This is a genomic window from Brevundimonas sp., from assembly GCF_046295075.1.
In the GTDB taxonomy this organism is placed as follows: domain Bacteria; phylum Pseudomonadota; class Alphaproteobacteria; order Caulobacterales; family Caulobacteraceae; genus Brevundimonas.
Genome location: NZ_JBKBOC010000006.1, coordinates 32592 through 49119, shown reverse-complemented (window position 1 = coordinate 49119; position 16528 = coordinate 32592). Strand labels below are relative to the sequence as shown.

Annotated in this window: 16 protein-coding genes and 1 tRNA gene; 8 read left to right on the top strand and 9 right to left on the bottom strand. The window is 62.2% G+C overall.

The window, feature by feature from the left end; translation table 11 throughout:
* Positions 1–77: 77 nt before the first annotated feature.
* From ACK4MH_RS06845 to ACK4MH_RS06835, 3 genes are all read right to left on the bottom strand, one after another.
* The gene (locus ACK4MH_RS06845; RefSeq protein WP_135194657.1) at positions 78–281 is read right to left on the bottom strand and encodes a cold-shock protein; all 204 of its coding nucleotides are present in this window, start codon (positions 279–281) and stop codon (positions 78–80) included.
* A 195-nt stretch (positions 282–476) separates the two neighbouring features.
* Entirely contained in the window at positions 477–1238 is a 762-nt protein-coding gene (locus ACK4MH_RS06840; RefSeq protein WP_409716446.1) for an extensin family protein, read from the bottom strand.
* A 58-nt stretch (positions 1239–1296) separates the two neighbouring features.
* On the bottom strand, positions 1297–2436 hold the full coding sequence (locus ACK4MH_RS06835; protein WP_409716444.1) for a serine hydrolase domain-containing protein: 1140 nt from the start codon (positions 2434–2436) through the stop codon (positions 1297–1299).
* A 115-nt stretch (positions 2437–2551) separates the two neighbouring features.
* Between ACK4MH_RS06835 and ppk2 the strand changes: the two genes are divergently transcribed.
* A complete protein-coding gene (ppk2, locus tag ACK4MH_RS06830; protein ID WP_409716442.1) occupies positions 2552–3301 on the top strand; it encodes a polyphosphate kinase 2 in 750 nt (249 codons plus the stop codon).
* A gap of 6 nt (positions 3302–3307) precedes the next feature.
* Here the strand turns inward: ppk2 and ACK4MH_RS06825 are convergent, their stop codons facing one another.
* From ACK4MH_RS06825 to tsaD, 3 genes are read right to left on the bottom strand one after another with little or no spacing between them, the layout of a single operon-like run.
* Positions 3308–3685, bottom strand: coding sequence for a Rieske (2Fe-2S) protein (locus ACK4MH_RS06825; RefSeq protein WP_135194653.1), 378 nt, complete (start codon positions 3683–3685; stop codon positions 3308–3310).
* The gene (locus tag ACK4MH_RS06820) at positions 3678–4676 is read right to left on the bottom strand and encodes an NAD(P)H-dependent glycerol-3-phosphate dehydrogenase (protein ID WP_409716440.1); all 999 of its coding nucleotides are present in this window, start codon (positions 4674–4676) and stop codon (positions 3678–3680) included. The genes ACK4MH_RS06825 and ACK4MH_RS06820 overlap by 8 nt, the downstream gene beginning before the upstream one ends.
* A gap of 26 nt (positions 4677–4702) precedes the next feature.
* Complete coding sequence (gene tsaD / locus ACK4MH_RS06815; RefSeq protein WP_409716677.1) at positions 4703–5842, bottom strand: tRNA (adenosine(37)-N6)-threonylcarbamoyltransferase complex transferase subunit TsaD; 1140 nt, start codon at positions 5840–5842, stop codon at positions 4703–4705.
* A 46-nt stretch (positions 5843–5888) separates the two neighbouring features.
* On the opposite strand from tsaD, the gene hemC reads away from it, so the two are divergent.
* The 4 genes from hemC (at position 5889) to ACK4MH_RS06795 (ending at position 8788) form a co-directional block, all read left to right on the top strand.
* Positions 5889–6854, top strand: a complete 966-nt coding sequence (gene hemC, locus ACK4MH_RS06810) for a hydroxymethylbilane synthase (protein ID WP_409716438.1) — start codon at positions 5889–5891, stop codon at positions 6852–6854.
* Complete coding sequence (locus tag ACK4MH_RS06805) at positions 6851–7591, top strand: uroporphyrinogen-III synthase (RefSeq protein ID WP_409716436.1); 741 nt, start codon at positions 6851–6853, stop codon at positions 7589–7591. Before hemC ends, ACK4MH_RS06805 begins: the two co-directional genes overlap by 4 nt.
* A 41-nt stretch (positions 7592–7632) precedes the next feature.
* Positions 7633–7708, top strand: a tRNA-Thr gene (locus ACK4MH_RS06800).
* Positions 7709–8353: 645 nt separating this feature from the next.
* The gene (locus tag ACK4MH_RS06795; protein ID WP_409716434.1) at positions 8354–8788 is read left to right on the top strand and encodes a very short patch repair endonuclease; all 435 of its coding nucleotides are present in this window, start codon (positions 8354–8356) and stop codon (positions 8786–8788) included.
* A gap of 36 nt (positions 8789–8824) precedes the next feature.
* On the opposite strand, the gene ACK4MH_RS06790 is transcribed toward ACK4MH_RS06795, so the two are convergent.
* The gene (locus ACK4MH_RS06790; protein WP_409716432.1) at positions 8825–9700 is read right to left on the bottom strand and encodes a DUF5677 domain-containing protein; all 876 of its coding nucleotides are present in this window, start codon (positions 9698–9700) and stop codon (positions 8825–8827) included.
* A gap of 94 nt (positions 9701–9794) precedes the next feature.
* Here ACK4MH_RS06790 and ACK4MH_RS06785 point away from each other — a divergent pair, with 94 nt between their 5' ends.
* Complete coding sequence (locus ACK4MH_RS06785) at positions 9795–10331, top strand: hypothetical protein (RefSeq protein ID WP_409716430.1); 537 nt, start codon at positions 9795–9797, stop codon at positions 10329–10331.
* A gap of 514 nt (positions 10332–10845) precedes the next feature.
* Here the strand turns inward: ACK4MH_RS06785 and ACK4MH_RS06780 are convergent.
* Complete coding sequence (locus ACK4MH_RS06780) at positions 10846–12390, bottom strand: DNA cytosine methyltransferase (protein WP_409716428.1); 1545 nt, start codon at positions 12388–12390, stop codon at positions 10846–10848.
* Between the two features lie 307 nt (positions 12391–12697).
* Between ACK4MH_RS06780 and ACK4MH_RS06775 the strand changes: the two genes are divergently transcribed.
* Together ACK4MH_RS06775 and ACK4MH_RS06770 are read left to right on the top strand one after the other, a co-directional pair.
* Positions 12698–14908: an ATP-binding protein gene (locus tag ACK4MH_RS06775; protein ID WP_409716426.1), complete on the top strand. Its 2211-nt coding sequence runs from the start codon at positions 12698–12700 to the stop codon at positions 14906–14908.
* Positions 14905–16002 (top strand): hypothetical protein, encoded by a 1098-nt coding sequence (locus ACK4MH_RS06770; RefSeq protein ID WP_409716424.1) that lies wholly within the window; start codon positions 14905–14907, stop codon positions 16000–16002. The genes ACK4MH_RS06775 and ACK4MH_RS06770 overlap by 4 nt, the downstream gene beginning before the upstream one ends.
* Positions 16003–16255: 253 nt before the next feature.
* On the opposite strand, the gene ACK4MH_RS06765 is transcribed toward ACK4MH_RS06770, so the two are convergent.
* Entirely contained in the window at positions 16256–16513 is a 258-nt protein-coding gene (locus ACK4MH_RS06765; protein WP_409716422.1) for a helix-turn-helix domain-containing protein, read from the bottom strand.
* Positions 16514–16528: the final 15 nt, after the last annotated feature.

Sequence of the window (16528 nt, the reverse complement as noted above, 5' to 3'; positions counted from 1 at the left end):
CGCGGTAGCCCCACAACAAGAAAACGGGCGCAGGAGAAACTCCCGCGCCCGTCCCTAAGCCTTGAAAGCTGATCGACTCAGAGAAGCTTGAGATCGATCGCCGAAGTCTTGCCGCGCTGGTTTTCCAGCTCGTATTCGACCTTGGCGTTCTCATCGAGACCCTGAAGTCCTGCCTTCTGAACGGCGGTGACGTGAACGAACACGTCTGTTCCGCCGCCATCGGGCTGGATGAAGCCGAAGCCCTTGGTGGGGTTGAACCACTTGACCGTGCCGGTCGCCATGTCTGCGTCTCCGTAAACGCGCTTTTCCAGGCGGATCCCCCTTGGGGTGACCCGACAGTCCTCTGGACAGCTCGTTCAGGCGAAGGAGCGAAACGCGGGTATGGACCCCACGTAAAATCCGGACTGTGCTGATGTTGTCACCCGGCTTTTCGAGGCGGTCAACAGCAAAGCGATTCGCGCTGGACGCATTCAGGATTAACGACAGATGCCCCGCGCGGCGCCGTCGATGTGCAGATGGTTGGCGTGGGCGGCGTTGTAGTCAGGCGTCAGAACCGTCGAGAACAGACGGCACGCGCCGTCGCGAACGGCATGCAGGAAGCGCGAGCCCGGCTCGCCCGCAGGACCGTCGCCCCGCCAGTCGTTCAGCACACTGACGGTCCGCCCATCCTTCAAGGTGATGCCTGCGACATCCAGCGCATTGGCCTTGGCGTGTTCACTGGGGCGTTCCTGATCGTCCTGCGAGCCATAGATGCGGCGGCAGGAATAGGTCCCGTAGTTCTCGACCCGCGCCGGGGCCGAGCCCAGGATGTCGCGCGACGCCGGCCGTAGCACCTGTCGGTCCCAGATGACGTAGCGCACCGCCAAGGGGCACTGCATGACGACGCCGGCGGGCGCCAGGGGCGTCACCTCGCCGCCCGTGATGCGCACCGCCCCGCGCACCACGCAGAAGCCGCCGTCGTCGCGGTCGGCCGCCCGTTCGACCTGAACCCCCGCATTGCGCAAGGCCTGCATACAGGCCTCGGTCGCGCTGTTCACCGCCTCGGGCGAGGCGGCGGTCGGCACGTCGAAGGCGGCGACCTTGGCGGTCGTGGCCCGTCCCAGGGGCCGATCCAGATCCAGCGGCTTCCACGGCAGGTCCTGCGCCGGAGCGAAGACGTTCAACAGTGCAAAGCCCGCGCAGACCAGCAGCGCGAGCTCCCACACCAGATTCCACATGTCCGCCAGATCGCGCTTCATTCCGCCCCGTCACGGGCCGAACGGGCCCCGCTGGCAAACGCTGCCAGAGGGTATATGTTCACGCCGCGTAGGCGCGCACCAGTCCCGGCATCAATCCGGTCGCCGCCGCGCCCTCCCCCTGGTTGGTCAGGCCGACGAAGGCTGCGCCCAGGCCCGGCGCGACGATGGCGGTCGCGTACCACATGGTGTTCGACCCATCGTGGGTCAGGATCGCCCCCCTGGACCATGCGCGTCCCGGCAGAACGATCCAGCCCAGCCCATAGGGCGTTCCCTCGCCCGCCAACGGAGTGGAGAGCGTCGCGACCGTTTCGGATTTCAGCCAGCCCGCTCCGTCGTTCAGAAAGACGCCCAGCCATGTCGCATAGTCCGCCATCGTCATGTGCGACGTGCCCGCAGGCCCGAGGGCCAGGGGGTTGTCCGCGCCCGGATCGGCGGGGTCCATGGCGATCCGCCCGGCCCCTACGCCCCTATGTCCCCAGGCATTGGCGCCGCCCGTCGCATTGTGGACCGGCGCGCCGAACCCGCCGGTCGTCAGACCCAATGGGCCATAGACCTCGGCCCGCATCGCCTCTTCCCAAGGTGCGCCGGTGATCCTCTCGATGGCGGCGCCGACGATCATGTAGTCGGCGTTGCTGTATTCATAGACGCCCCTGGGGCCGCTCGGCGGTGCGCCCAGCACCCGCTCGACGACGGCCGCCCGCTGTTCGGGCAGGGATCGCGGATCGTCTCGCGCCGTCATAAAGAAGACCATGCCCAGGGCGGCCGCGTCCTTGACCCCGGCCCTGTGACCCATGAAGTCGCGCATGGTCGTCCCGTCCCAGCCTGGATCGATCGTCATGCCGGCAAACAGTTCGCCCAGGGGCGCATCCCATTGGGTTCGGCCTTGTTCGACCAACCGCGCGAACAGGGCCGCCGTCATCGCCTTGGTGTTCGACCCAAAATGCCAGCGGTCATCGAGCGTCGCCGCATCGTTCCCGCCGAACCGGCGCACGCCCCGGACCCCGGACCATGCCAGCCCCTCGCGCGTCACCACCCCGCCGGCCAGAGCGACTGGGGCCAGAGCGACCGGGGCCTGGGCGGCGAAGGCCGCGTCCAGGGCGGCGTCATAAGCCGCCGCAGTCCGCGCTGCAGCCGGTCGGGCCCCCAACAAGGCGGCTGCGGCGCCGGCAGCCATGACGTTTCGACGATTCAGCGTCATGCGATCCCTCCTCCCGCAAGTCTCCGACCCTAGTCCGAAACCGCGCGGCGTCGCATGAGAAGATCGTAATCTCGCGCCGCTTGCCCCGATCCCGCATCCGGCCCACTCTCTCGTGATGGGAAAGAAATCAGACGCCTATGACGCCGAGCTGGAGCAGATCCAGCTGGCTATCGTCCAGAGCCAGGCCTGGAGCATCGAACACGGCTCGCGCGTGGTCATCGTGCTGGAGGGTCGCGACACCGCCGGCAAGGACGGCGCCATCAAGCGGCTGACCGAACACATGTCGCCGCGCCAGACCCGCGTCATCGCCCTGCCCAAGCCCAGCGACCGCGAAACCAGCCAGTGGTATTTCCAGCGCTATGTCCCGCACCTGCCGGGGGCGGGCGAGACGGTGATCTTCAACCGCTCCTGGTACAACCGCGCCGGGGTCGAGCCGGTGATGGGATACTGCAAGCCTGAGCAGTACGCCCAGTTCATGACCGACGCCCCGCGCTTCGAGCGGATGCTGACCGACGACGGGATCATCCTGATCAAGATCTGGCTGGACATCTCGCGCGAGGAACAGGCCAAACGGCTGAAGGAACGCCGCACCGACCCGCTGAAGAAGTTCAAGCTGTCGTCGCTGGACGCCGAGGCCGAGGCCCGATTCGACGCCTATTCCGACGCCCGCGACCGCATGCTGGACGAGACGGACCGCCCCTTCGCGCCCTGGACCGTCGTGGCCACCGATGACAAGAAAACGGCGCGGCTGAACATCGGCCGCTACATCCTGTCGGTCCTGAAACACGCCAGCGTCGAGGTGAAGAAGCCGGACCCGCAGGTCGTCTTCAGCGCCGCCAAGGCCAAGGGCAAGCTGGCGCGCTGATCGGCCTCAGGCGGTCCTGACGATGCCGCCCGTCGCCGCCACCGGCCAGGGCGTCAGCCGCCCGCCCGCGCAGGGGCCGCCCTTGCATTCGCCGGTCAGGGGCTCGAACACCGCCCCGTGCCAGCCGCACAGGATCAACGATCCGTCGGGGGTCAGATAGCGATCGATCTCCATGGCGATGGGAAAGCCCGCATGGGGGCAGCGATCAACCCAGCCGGCGACCTGACCGTCCTTGCGCACGACGAAGCCGTGGAAGAAGGCCTCGCCGATCTGAAGCACGAAACCGCGCGAGCCGGGGTCGGCGATGTCGCCCTCGGCGCACAGGGCGACGCCCGGCGGCGTTTTCCAGACCCGCTGGCGCTCGGCCGGGGCCTCCTCAGACACGCTCGGCCTTCAGCGGACGCGACAGCAGGCCGTCGATCAGGCCGTCCACGTCGATCTCGCCCGCCAACAGCGCGGCGACACCTTCGGAGATCGGAATTTCCACGCCCAGGCGCGCCGCCAGTTCGCGCACGGCAGGCGCACTCTCATAGCCCTCGGCCACCGACCGCTTGCCCGCCAAAGCTTGTTCGACGGTCTGTCCCTGGCCCAAGGCCAGGCCCAGGCTCATGTTGCGCGACTGGGGGCTGGAGCAGGTCAGGACCAGATCGCCCAGACCGCACAGGCCGGCCACCGTCTCGGCCTGACCGCCCATGGCGACGGCGAGGCGGGTCATTTCCGCAAAGCCGCGCGTGATCAGGGCGGCGTGGGCGCTGCGACCCAACTGTCGTCCCTCGGAAATGCCGCAGGCGATGGCCAGGACGTTCTTCAGCGCCCCACCCGCCTCGGCCCCCACCAGATCGGTCGCCAGATAGGGCCGGAAACCCGGCGCCGACAGGGTGTTCAACAGGGCCTGGCCCAGCGCCGCGTCGGCGCAGGCCAGGGTGACGGCGGTGGGCAGGCCGCGCGACACCTCGCCCGCGAAACTGGGGCCGGACAGGACGGCGGCGGGCGCGTCCGGCAGAGTCTCGGCCAGCACCTCGGTCATCAGCTTCATCGTGCCGCGCTCGACCCCCTTGGAGCACAGCACAATCGGCACGCCGGCGCGGTGATGGGGCGCAAAGGCCGTCAGGGTGGCACGCATATGCTGGGCCGGCGGCACGGCCAGGATCACGTCGCAGTCGCCCAGGTCCGCCAGATCGGCCGTGAACTTCAGCGCGTCCGCCAGCGGCACGCCGGGCAGATAAAGATCGTTGGCCCGCGTCGCCCGCAGGGTCTCGACCAGCTTCTGCTCGCGCGCCTGCAAGGTGGTGTCGAGCCCCGCCCGGACACAGACCTGCGCCAGGGCCGTGCCCCAGGCGCCCGCGCCGATGACCCCTGCCGTGCGGAATTCCATACGCCCTCCCGAGGCTTCTTTTTGCGTCATGCCTTGGCGCCTTTGCGGCCCGGCTTGTGCGAAGGATCGGACAGGGCGCGCGCTTCGTCCAGCGGCCATCGCGGCCGGGCGACGACGTCGATATCGCTGGTCAGACCCAGCGCCAGCCGCTCGGCCCCCGCCAGGGCGATCATCGCCGCATTGTCGGTGCAATAGGCCATGGGCGGCGCCAGGAAGTCGAAGCCGTGCCGGGTCGCCGTCGCCTCCAGCGTGGCGCGGATGGTCTTGTTGGCAGCGACCCCGCCCGCCACCACGAAAAGTCGGTGGTCATGCGTCTCGGCATAGGCCGCCAGCGCCCGCTCGGACCGATCCGACAGCTGTCGCGCGATGGCGTTCTGAACTGCGTTGGCCAGGTCCGCCTTGTCCTGGTCCGTCTCGCACGTCTGGGCGATGCGGAAGGCCGCCGTCTTCAGGCCCGAGAAGGAGAAGTCGCAGTCCTTGCGGCCCAGAAGCGCGCGCGGAAGATCGATCTTCGATCCGTCGCCCTCCGCCGCCAGCCGCTCCAGCGCGGGCCCGCCCGGATACCCCAAGCTCAAGGCCTTTGCGATCTTGTCGAAAGCCTCGCCCGCCGCATCGTCGATGGTGGCGCCGATGCGGCTCATGTCGCCGATGCCGCGCACCTCCAGAAGCTGGCAATGGCCGCCCGACACCAGGAGCAGCAGGAAGGGATAGGCCACCTCTGCTCCCAAGCGCGCCGACACCGCATGGCCTTCCAGATGGTTGACCGCCACCAGGGGCAGGCCGCGCGCCAGGGCCGCCGCCTTGCCGAAGCTGAGGCCCACCATGACCCCGCCGACAAGACCCGGCCCGGCCGTCGCCGCGATCGCGTCCAGCCCGTCATAGCCCATGTCCGCCTCGGCCATCGCGCGGCGGGTGACCTCGGCGATCATCTCGACATGGCTGCGCGCCGCGATCTCGGGCACCACGCCGCCATAGGCCGCATGGTCGTCGATCTGGCTGTGAACCACGGAGGACAGGACCTCGGCCCGCCCGCCAAATTCGGAAGGCGTCAGCCGCACGACCGAGGCGGCGGTCTCGTCGCAACTGGTTTCCAGGCCCAGCACCGTCAGCGCCCGGACATCCCGTCCAGTTGCCGCATGGGCGCGGCTGCTATAGTCGGCGGACATCTCCATCGGGTCGAGGTAGCGACCCGGCGACCGGTGCGCAACGCTCATGACCTTTCCTCTCCGCATCGGCACCCGGCGCTCCAAGCTGGCCCTGGCCCAATCCGGCATGATGCAACGCGCCATCGGTCGCGCCCTGAACGTGCCCGAGGCCGAGATCGAGACCGCCATCCCCCTGGTCGAGATCGTCACCACCGGCGACCGCATCCAGGACCGCCGCCTGCTGGAGGTCGGCGGCAAGGCCCTGTTCACCAAGGAGATCGAGGAGGCCCTGTTGGCCGGCCGGATCGATATCGCCATCCATTCGATGAAGGACGTCCCCGCCGAACAGCCCGACGGCCTGTGCATCGCCGCCATCCCCGAACGTGAGGACGCCCGCGACGCCTTCATCAGCCGCGACTTCGACAGTTTCGACGCCCTGCCCTTCGGCGCGCGCCTGGGCACCGCCAGCCTGCGTCGCCAAGCCCAGGCCCTGGCTCTGCGACCCGACCTGAAGATCGAGATGCTGCGCGGAAACATCGACACCCGCCTGCGCCGCGCGGCCGAGGGCGATTTTGACGCCATACTGCTGGCCGTCTCGGGCATGGCGCGGCTGGGCGTGACCGAACACATCCGCGAGAAACTGTCGCTGGACGCCTTCCTGCCTGCGCCGGGCCAGGGCGCCCTGGCCATCCAAACCCGCGCCGAGGACATCGACGCCCCCCTGAATGCTCAATGGGTCGCCGCCTTGAACCACCCCCAGACCGCCATCGCCGTCGCCGCCGAGCGCGGGGCCATGACGGCGCTGGAGGGATCGTGCCGCACAGCCGTCGGCGCCTACGCCCTGATCGCCAACGATGCGCTGCACCTGACCACGGAAATGCTCAGCCCCGACGGGTCCGCGCGCTGGCGCCGCGTCGGCGACCTGCCTCAACCCACCGAAGCCGACGCCCGCGCCCTGGGCCAGCGTCTGGGCGGCGAGGTCCACGCCTCCGCTGGCGATCAGGAGGTCGATCCCGCGACCCTCGACGGATGACCGCCCCCGACGCTGAAGCTAAGCCCGCCCGCATCTGGATCACGCGCGCCGAACCCGGCGCCTCGCGCACCGCCGCACGCCTGCGAGACATGGGGTTCGAGCCGATTATCACCCCCCTGCTGGCGATCGAAAACCTGACCCCACCTGTCCCCGACCTGGCCCCGTTCACCGCCCTGGCCTTCACCAGCATCAACGGCGTCGCCGCCTTCGCCGCCCTGACTCACGAGCGCGACCGCCCGGTCTTCGCCGTGGGCCCAGTCTTCGCCGTGGGCGATGCGACCGCCCAGGCCGCCCGCGACGCCGGCTTCGCCGACGTCCGCTCCGCCTCCGGCGACCTTCACGCCCTCGCTCGCCTGATCGCCTCCGAACTGAGCGACGGCGTCGTGCTGGTTCCGCAAGCCGAATCCCCCGCCGGCGACTTCGACGCCGCCCTGACTGCAGCCGGCGCCCGCAACGTCTCGATCCAGCCCCTGATCGTCTATCGCGCCAGACGCACCCCCGTCGCTGCACCCGCGGAGTTCGACGCTGTCCTGATCCACTCCCCCCGCGCAGCGCATATCCTGGCCGAACAGGACATCGCCCGGCTGTCGCACGCCCTCACGGCCTGCATTTCCGCCGCCGCCGCCGCCCCGCTGGTCGCCCTGGGCCTGACCCCGGCCGTGGCCGAAACGCCCGACGAAGCCTCATTGCTCACGATCTTGAAAGCGGCGCTTGGCAAGCGCGATGCGGCCGTATAAAGACCCCGTCTCGCGCGGACTGCTTCGTTCGTCGCAACCGGGCCGCTTTAGCTCAGCCGGTAGAGCACATCATTCGTAATGATGGGGTCAGGTGTTCGAGTCACCTAAGCGGCACCACCACTTCCGGCAGGAATGGACGGCGGAAGCGGGCGAAAGCGCGTAAATCCCAGTCCGTACCTGTCCCCAGCCAGAGGGCCCGAACGCTCAATGATCACTCGTGTCACGTGGTGATGTGTTCGAGTTGGTTTAGCGGCTCCGCCCTTCCAGACCGGTGCTAACTTTGAAGTCGGGCTGCGAGGGGCTGGAAGGAGCTTCGGCTTGGGAGTTGTGTGGATTCCGGTGGGAACGCCTTTCAGGCGTACGCAATGCACTCGATCGCGAAGGACGGGGGTTCGGGTCTCTCGATTCAAAAACAACCATATAAGCCGAAACAGCATCGTCAGGTCTGTGTGGTCGCTGTGCGGGAGGAAAACACGGCTCTCCGAATTAGCCCCGACCGAAGTTACGGAGACTTCAGCCAAGTGATCATCCGATTTATCGGGACAGCAGGTCTGCCTCCTTGCGAGCCCGCGATGCAGGTTTTAGCCACTGATCAAGACTTGTAGATCTACAGGCGCTCGTGTTTGCGGGATAAGCGGCCTTTGAGCATCGCTACTCGGTTGATGTGATCAGCGTTGGTGCCTAGATCCACCGAAGATAGCAGTTCGCCTTAGGATAATGTCCGCGCCTCCTGCTGCTGGCTACACTATGCTCAGAATCCTTATGGATAAGATCGACCCGATCCGTCGAAGCGCGAATATGGCCCGTATCAAGGGTCGCAACACCGCGCCTGAGTTGGCTGTCAGACGTATCGCTCATGGTATGGGCCTGCGATTTCGGCTTCATCGTTCAGATCTTCCAGGAAAACCAGATATCGTCTTTCCGCGACACCGCCTCGCACTCTTTGTGAATGGTTGCTTCTGGCATCGCCATGTCGGGTGCAGAAAAGCCACCACGCCAACCACACGTCCGGAGTTTTGGGACGCTAAGTTTAGGGCCACAGTGGACAGGGATGCGCGCCAGCATGCCGAGTTGCAGCAAACCGGGTGGCGCGTGTTGGTGCTTTGGGAGTGCCAAATTTCGCAGCGTCCGATCGTAGAGAACGCGATTCGCGCATTTATCTTTCCAACAAGTGAGTTTGATGATCTTCGAAATTGATTTGATGTGTTTGGCTGTAACGAAATCGGCCGACCATCAGAACTCGCTTCTCCCGTGCGCGCGGTAGAACTCAGCTTGCGAGTCATAGAATGCTTCGAAGATTGGCTGAGCAACATCGACGGAATGCCTGACGTGACCGTGCAGCAGATCGGCGTCAAAAAATTCTGCGGAAAGCATTACCCGGATCGCATCTGCGCAGAAATAGGACAGGCCAACGACGTCTGTGAATATCCGACAGAGCTGACTGGCTTCCAACAGCCGCGCTTCGCCATGTGGTCGGGTTGCGCGATCATGCATAAGATCCAGAGCCGTCGGATCCGCGTGCAGCAGATGGCTAGCCATCCCGTAGCAGTGCAGATAGTCAGCAAGCTGCGGAAGGCCAGCGATATCATTCCTGGGCTTAGAAAGGTGCGCGATGAGTTCCGAGAAAGACCACCGCTGCTCCACGGCTTTTCGGGATTTTTTGTCTGCCTGCGGCTCTGTGGAGAACAACTCCTGGTCACGGAACACATCAATCAGTGCAGCTGACCGCGCATCTCTTCCCGGCCGATCCTTCAAATTTTCCGCCTTAACCGCGCGACGGCGCTCACCGATTCCCCCAAGAACATCCCAGTACTCCTTAAGCCGAGCGGCACGCTCCTCGGGTTCACCAAGGCAGAGTATGAGAATCCTTGCCGTCGCTTCATAGTAAGCGCGCAGCACGATTTCGGCGTCCCACGGCATACCCGAGGTCGCTAGGTAAAGAGCGGCCTGCCCCCGTTGCGACTGATAATTGATCAGACGACGGACAGTGCCCAGACAGGGTTCGTCAGGCGCAGCGCAGTCGATCAGACGGGCTGCCTCATCACGGATAACTGGAAGCGCCGCCATCGCTGCATCTTGAACCTTCAATAGATTAATGACGCCGGCCATCCTCACCTCGTTCCTGTTACCCTGCCACCTGTGGTACCATCCTGGTTGTCCGGCTAGCGACCTTTTTGGCCGATCTGCCTGGAGCTATTTACTGATGTCGGGAAAGATTGAGCGGACCGAGGACGGAGTAGGATTCGTAGCCGGCCTCCAGCATCTGGCGGAAGCTTCTGATGCAAATCTCCGTCTGTTGAGGGCGGCGCTCGATGCGGAAATGAAAAGGCGTGGTCTTGCAACCAATGTCGGTCAGATGGCTGAAGAACTGGCTATCGGATTCTTTAACGGAACCGCCGGACGGCCAAATCTCCTTGCTGCGCCCGTCGGGACGGCGAACGTTGACGCACTGTCGCGACGAGGAGAACGTTACTCCATAAAGGGCATTCTAAACGCGAGAAAAACCGGCACCGTCTATCCGGATGCCGATGATCCTGAGAAGCAGCTTTTCGAGTATCTTCTGATTGTGAAAATGGATCGGGAATGGTCTCTTGAAGCGATATACGAGTTTGACTGGAAGATGTTCGTCCAACTGAGAAGCTGGGACAAAAGGATGGGCGCTTGGTACTTAGGGGCTGCAGCCAGAACGCTCGCTAACGCCAAGATCTATATTCCGAAGGAATTAGAACTTGGGCTATAGACTCCCTCAATCTGCGGGCAGTGCGGGGCAGTGCTGGGCCAGAAATGAAAACGTCTCTTCACCTTCTCGGAACAGTGCCATGCTCTGACCCAGAGATCGCTCCACTACACCAGCGATTCCGATCTGCCTGACGCGATCACTGTTACGACTGAAGAATATGATTGAGATCGGATACTCTCCGTCGTTGCCTTCTCGCGTTCTGAGAAGTACGAAATCTTTGCTGTCAAGCGCACCGAAAGCTGCACCAGCTATCTTTGGCCCGCCTAGTCGCCAGTTCTTGCCAATCAGTCTGAGCGGCCGGACGCCATCAAGTCGCTGATCATCGAAGACACATACGCACCGGAAGTCACTGCCGCCGCTCTGCCAAAGGCGGTCACTTAACATTGCTCGGGCGACACGCGCGTTTACATTGATGGCGCGCTGTTTGCTCCGAAGACCCGAACGCTGCGCTGAAAAGATACCCAAATCCGATACGGTCAACGAACGTACGGCGATAATCTCAGTGCCAGCACTATCAGGCACGCTGTTCCTCCGCAGACTGTTTGCGCGCGGGCTGCACGTTCCGAAGAAGCTGCTCAAGCAGAGACGTAGCCACAGCCTTTGCTAGAAGTGGCGGGACGGCGTTGCCGATCTGCCTGAATGCGGGATTCATAGTGCCAGAAAAGACAAACCCGTCAGGAAACGACTGAAGCCGCGCGGCTTCACGCACCGAGATGGTCCTGGCCTGCGAGCTGTCGTGATGGATATGGCTGTATCCATCCTTCCCGAGGTGCGCCAGCAGAGTCCTGCTGGGCTCGTCACCAGCCAGCTTTCGCCACTTGTTCGGAAACTTGCCTGGACTGTATGGCGGCACAATGCCAGCCCGGAGTGCCTTCCAGCGCACCGATCCCTTGCGGGGACGTTTGCCTTCGGTAGCCAAGCCCTTAAGGGCCTCCTCAAACATCCGTTCTGCTTCGGCAAGCGCCTCCGGGTATTCGTCGCCAGCTTTCATACGGGCAAAGAGCGGGTAGTCTCGCGGAAGATACCTTATGACGTGATCCTTGAAGGTGCCGCCGCCCTCAAAGCCCGGCCACGCTCTCATTCTTTTGCCGTACGCCGACAGGCGATCCGCTCCATCGTAGGCTATGGGCTGATCAAACCGGCGCGCTCCCCGCTTGAGCGATCCGTCAGCTAAGGCGGTGCGCGCGTCAATGGCCGGGAGATCACCGACGGCCTCGGCGACAGTGATCGCAGGAACAAGACCCTTCTTCGCTTCCACAGGGGGGCGGTAGTTGGGATCCTGTCCCTGCCCCCTATTAAGCAGCTTGAGGGCGACAGCTCGAGAACCGTCGTAACCTGACGGCAGAGCAATCCAGTGCGTTGGCTTTGGAAAACTCACCGTTCTGGCAAGCTCGTGCCGGATTGCGATGAGGATCATTCTTTCGCGCATCTGCGGCACGCCATAAAACGAGGCGTTGAGCAGAGTGTAGCCACAAACATAACCTCGAGCGGTTAGAACCTCACAAATCTCTGACGCGAGGTTGTGTCCGCCGTGATTGAGCATGTCTGGAACGTTTTCCATGACAACGGCAAGCGGCGCACATTCCGATACGTACTCAAGGTATTCAATGTAGAGCCGCGCGCGCTGATCATGCCTGAAGGCTTCTGGATGCTCGGCAACCTCACGCAGCTTCGATCGCCCTACTCGTGCAAATGCTTGGCAGGGCGGGCCGCCGATGATGACGTCAAACGGAAGGGCCGGATCGTCTCCAAGCAGAAGAGCTTTCGTAAGTTCTGCAGGTCGAGTCTTTGTAATGTCTCGCGCCACCGCATGCTCGGGCCTGCCGGGGTGAAAGTTCAGGCCGTGAGACTTCGCTGCATCCGGATCGAACTCAAGTGCTGCAGCAATTTCATATCCCGCTGACTTGAAGCCAAGGGACATGCCGCCACATCCGGCAAACAGATCCAGAACGCGCAGTCGAGCCTCGCCGCCCTTCAGGCGGCGGATCTTGTCACGGATTGCCTTTGGTGTTGACCGGTCTATGGGATGCGCTCCGAACGAGACATGGACGGGTTCCACCGGTGCGACCGCAACCGGCGAGCGAAGAGAATCACCCTCCACACATTAGCAGCGATTTGGCCATTTCTGATAGCCGGCATGAACAGGCGTGTAGCGAGTTAGCCACCCGCTCTGCTTAATATGAGGTCCGGCAGAACGCTTCGGACGAAACAACTCTAAGCTGAGACAGGTTTCTGTTGACCCGATGACGCAAATCGCGGAGCTTCACTGAAAGAGAGCCCTTCTAGCGCCCGCCGCATTCACCTGAGGTTGAGCCTGCGGAGGCCAAGAGGATGCGGGTTTCCCGCGCAGGACGTACGGGACAGAAGTGGGCACAAAAGATAGGAAGCTGCAGTTCAGGCCACGAGCCCGAATAATCCGGACCATCGGCGATCAGCTTATTAGCGGTCCGGAGGCCGCGGTCGCCGAACTCGTTAAAAACGCTTACGACGCTGACGCTCGATCTGTCCGCATCACATTCTTCCCGCCTCTATCGCCGGGGGGTGGCCGGATCATCATCCAGGATACCGGGCACGGGATGTCGCTTGCAGATATCCGCGACAAGTGGATGGAGCCGGCGACATCGACAAAAGTGTCTCGACGACGGTCTGCCGTTCTGAATCGTCTAATGATGGGATCGAAAGGAATCGGACGATTCGCCGCTGCAAAGCTCGGCGCGATAATGAGCATGACGTCTGTCACCGATTGCGACGGTAGTCGCGAGGCAGTGCTGATCCCGATGATCGACTGGTCGCTGTTCGACGGCGAAACCTATCTTTCCGACATTGAGATCGACTACATCGTCGAACCCACCACGGCTGCTACGGGCACGGAAATTGAAATCCGTGACCTGAATGAGAGCTGGACAGAGTCACGGCTCCGGAGGCTCTTTACAGAACTTCGCCGCCTAGTTTCTCCGCTGGACGCCGACACAGATCTCGATTTCAGCATTTTTCTTGATCTATCGAAATACACCGTTGAGGAATGCGGGTTCGATGGTGCAGCGATTGTCAACGGCGATGATGACCCTGAAGAGGACGGCGAAGCAGGTGGGGCAACTTCAGGCGGCGGAATAGAGCAGCACCAAGTCACCCCTTTCCCACTGCTGACATCTTCAGACTACGAGGTGAACGGCTCATTCAGCGCCGAAGGCGTTTTTTCTGGCACCATGCAGGTGTTGCGGGCCGGCCAAGCTCCGCGAGAGATTAAACTCAACGTCCCTGTACAGCCGGAAGAAGATCGTTGCGGAACAGTTGGCGTGCGTCTCTTCATCTTCGATCGCGATGCAGAGTCCCTTAAATCAAATATGATGAAGGCGGGGTTCGGAGAGATGTCCGCCAAGGAAGCTCGCGACATCCTCGACCGAACGGCTGGGGTGGCGATCTACCGCGACGGCTTTCGCATTCGGCCATACGGTGACGCTCAGACTGACTGGCTGACTCTGGACAAACGCCGCATTCAAAAGCCCACCCGCCATATCGGCCACAATCAGGTTGCGGGGTATGTAACTGTAGAGGGTCCTGACGTAAGCGGTCTGGAAGAACGCAGCAGCCGAGAAGGACTCGAAGATAACGGGGCATTTCAGCGGCTCCGCAACCTGATCATCCAACTCCTGGCGCAAGTCGTGGAGCCTCGACGCGTCGATTTCCGTGTTAATGCAGGCCTCCAAAACACACGCAATGCCTCATTTGACGAAGTCCGACAGCTGGCCGAGCTTCAGCGGATTCACAAGCTTGTTCAGACTTTGCCTCAGTTGGAACGAGTGGAAGCTGAAAGGATCGTGGCCGAGCAATCTTCGCTTCTCATTGGCAAGATCGAAGCACTGGAAGAGCGTCAGCGCGTTCTCGAGGCCAAATCCTCGCTGGGGGCAATCATGACCGAGATTATCCATGAGGGTGCGCCTGCGGCAGGATTCATCAGCCGCACCACGTCCCAAATCCAGAAGAACTGGAAAGCAGCGATCTCCAATGACCACGTGGCCCGTTCGGAAATACAGCAGGCGCTGCCGCTTCTTCGAACGAGCGCCAAGGGTTTGGCAGAGCTGTTCAGAATGCTTCGACCGCTTTCCGGCGGTCGCCGTGGAGCTCCGCAACTCTTTCGTCCTGCGGAAAGTGCCGTCGTAGCAAAGTCCCTTCTCGCAGGCGCACACGCTGTTGAAATCCGCACGACTGGCGCATGGGATGTCCCTGAAATCCTTGGCTATCAGGAAGATCTGACCACAGCTCTGGTGAACCTCGTCAGCAACTCAATTCATTGGCTGGAACAGTCCGCCACGGAAAACCCGTGGGTGGAAATTCGTTTCGCCCACGAGGACTCGGAACTTGCGGTTTACGTGCAGGACAATGGCCCGGGCGTTCCCGCGGAGTTTGCAGAGCAGATTTTTGATGCCGGATTCACTCTCAAGGAGGGCGGGACTGGTTTGGGGTTGAATATTGCACGCGAGGCTGTCGCACGATCCGGCGGCAAGCTTGGCTTTTACCCGGACAATCAAGACGGAGCCCTGTTCGAAATTCGTTTTTACGCAGGAGTAGTCCGTTGAGTGCGAAGCATATCCTGTTCGTTGAGGACAAAGCACCTGAAAGACACTCCTTTGATCAGGCTCTAAAAGCTTGGAACGCGGCTAGCCCCGACCGCATGTTCGTCGCCTCCGTCGCAGGTACAGTGGCTGAGGCGCTAGAGAAACTGAGCCGACATAGGTTCGACTGCGCACTTTTTGACCTGAAGCTTCCATCCGGTGAGGGCGGCCCAGGTGACGGAAACGATCTTGTGAAGGCTGGCTTGGACGACTTCGGCATTCCCGTAGGGATTATCAGTGGAAACCCTCAAGACGTCGAAGCTGATTTGAAGCGCGTCACGATGCTCAAGACGTTTTCGAAGGATGAGGACGACGCCTACGAGGATGCTCTCAAGTGGCTTGGGGCCCAATGGCAGATGATGGATATCCTCGCCGAAAGCCGGGCCGAAGTTCGTCGGTCTGGGGCTGCAATGTTCCCCAACCGGATTTGGCCGAACTGGCAGAACTATGAAGCCCTTGGCCTCGAAGAGAGGGGAGGGCTCAGCCGGATCGTCGCTCGGCAGTATGCGGCACAGATCGCAGAACATCTCGGCATCGACGGCGGGTCTGGAGGCTGGCATCCCTTTGAGTACTACATTTCGCCTGCAATGCTGGAAGACCGCCCTCAGACAGGTGATCTGTTTCGCTTCGACGGTGAGCTTTGGGTGCTACTTACGCCAGCCTGCGACCTTGCCACTGGCAAGGCACCTGTCGGTCTATTTTCTCATTGCCGGATCACGCCGCCAAATGATCAGGATCCTCTCTTCAAATGGGGAGACTCAGTTGTTGCGCTTTCAGACGGCACTCTGGGAAAAGAAAAACGAAAAATTCGAGACGATTACTTTAGGTCTCTGGTAAACCAGAGTTTTTCTGGAAAGCACTTCTTGCCTCCGCTGCAGGGCAGCCTTCCCATGTTTGTGGAATTCAAGCACCTCAAGACGCTGCCTATCGCAGACTTGGACCTCAAAACGCGCGAGGCTTCAATCGCCCCGGCATTCCTGTCCAACTTGGTTCAGCGCTTCGGCGCGTATATGAGCCGGACAGGTCAACCCAACATCGATATCCGGCACTTTGGGTGATGTGAGGGGCAGCGGCGCATCATTATGATGGCCCCTCTCGAGATGCGTGCCAGGCAGTGTTTCAACACCAACTGGTCACGATCCAAAAATCTTGGCTCAACATCAACAATAGGCGGCGTATTGCCATCTTGCACTCAATACACATTCCATTAGAGTTTTGAGACGCTAATCCGCCCAATTCGCCATGACTGCTTGGCGCGAATTTCGCCATCTTATATGATGGGCTAGCAAATGCCCCTCGGATGCTGGGCTGCTAAATGATCAACACCCTCGAAACCTTTCCCATTACCCGCTCGAATAAGTGTGCAGGATCAGTGTTCATGGCTCTAGCAAGCGCCACGAACTCCAACACGTCCACACGGCGCTGACCGCGCTCTATGATCGAAACAAACGACTGATCCTTTCCTACTCGCTTGGCCAATTCGGCCTGCGTAAGTCCCGACGCTTGGCGCGCTTCGACTAGCACCGCAACAAGGTGTCGATGTTCCCCGCCAAAGATCGTCTTGGGCATCGAATGAGCCGCCGA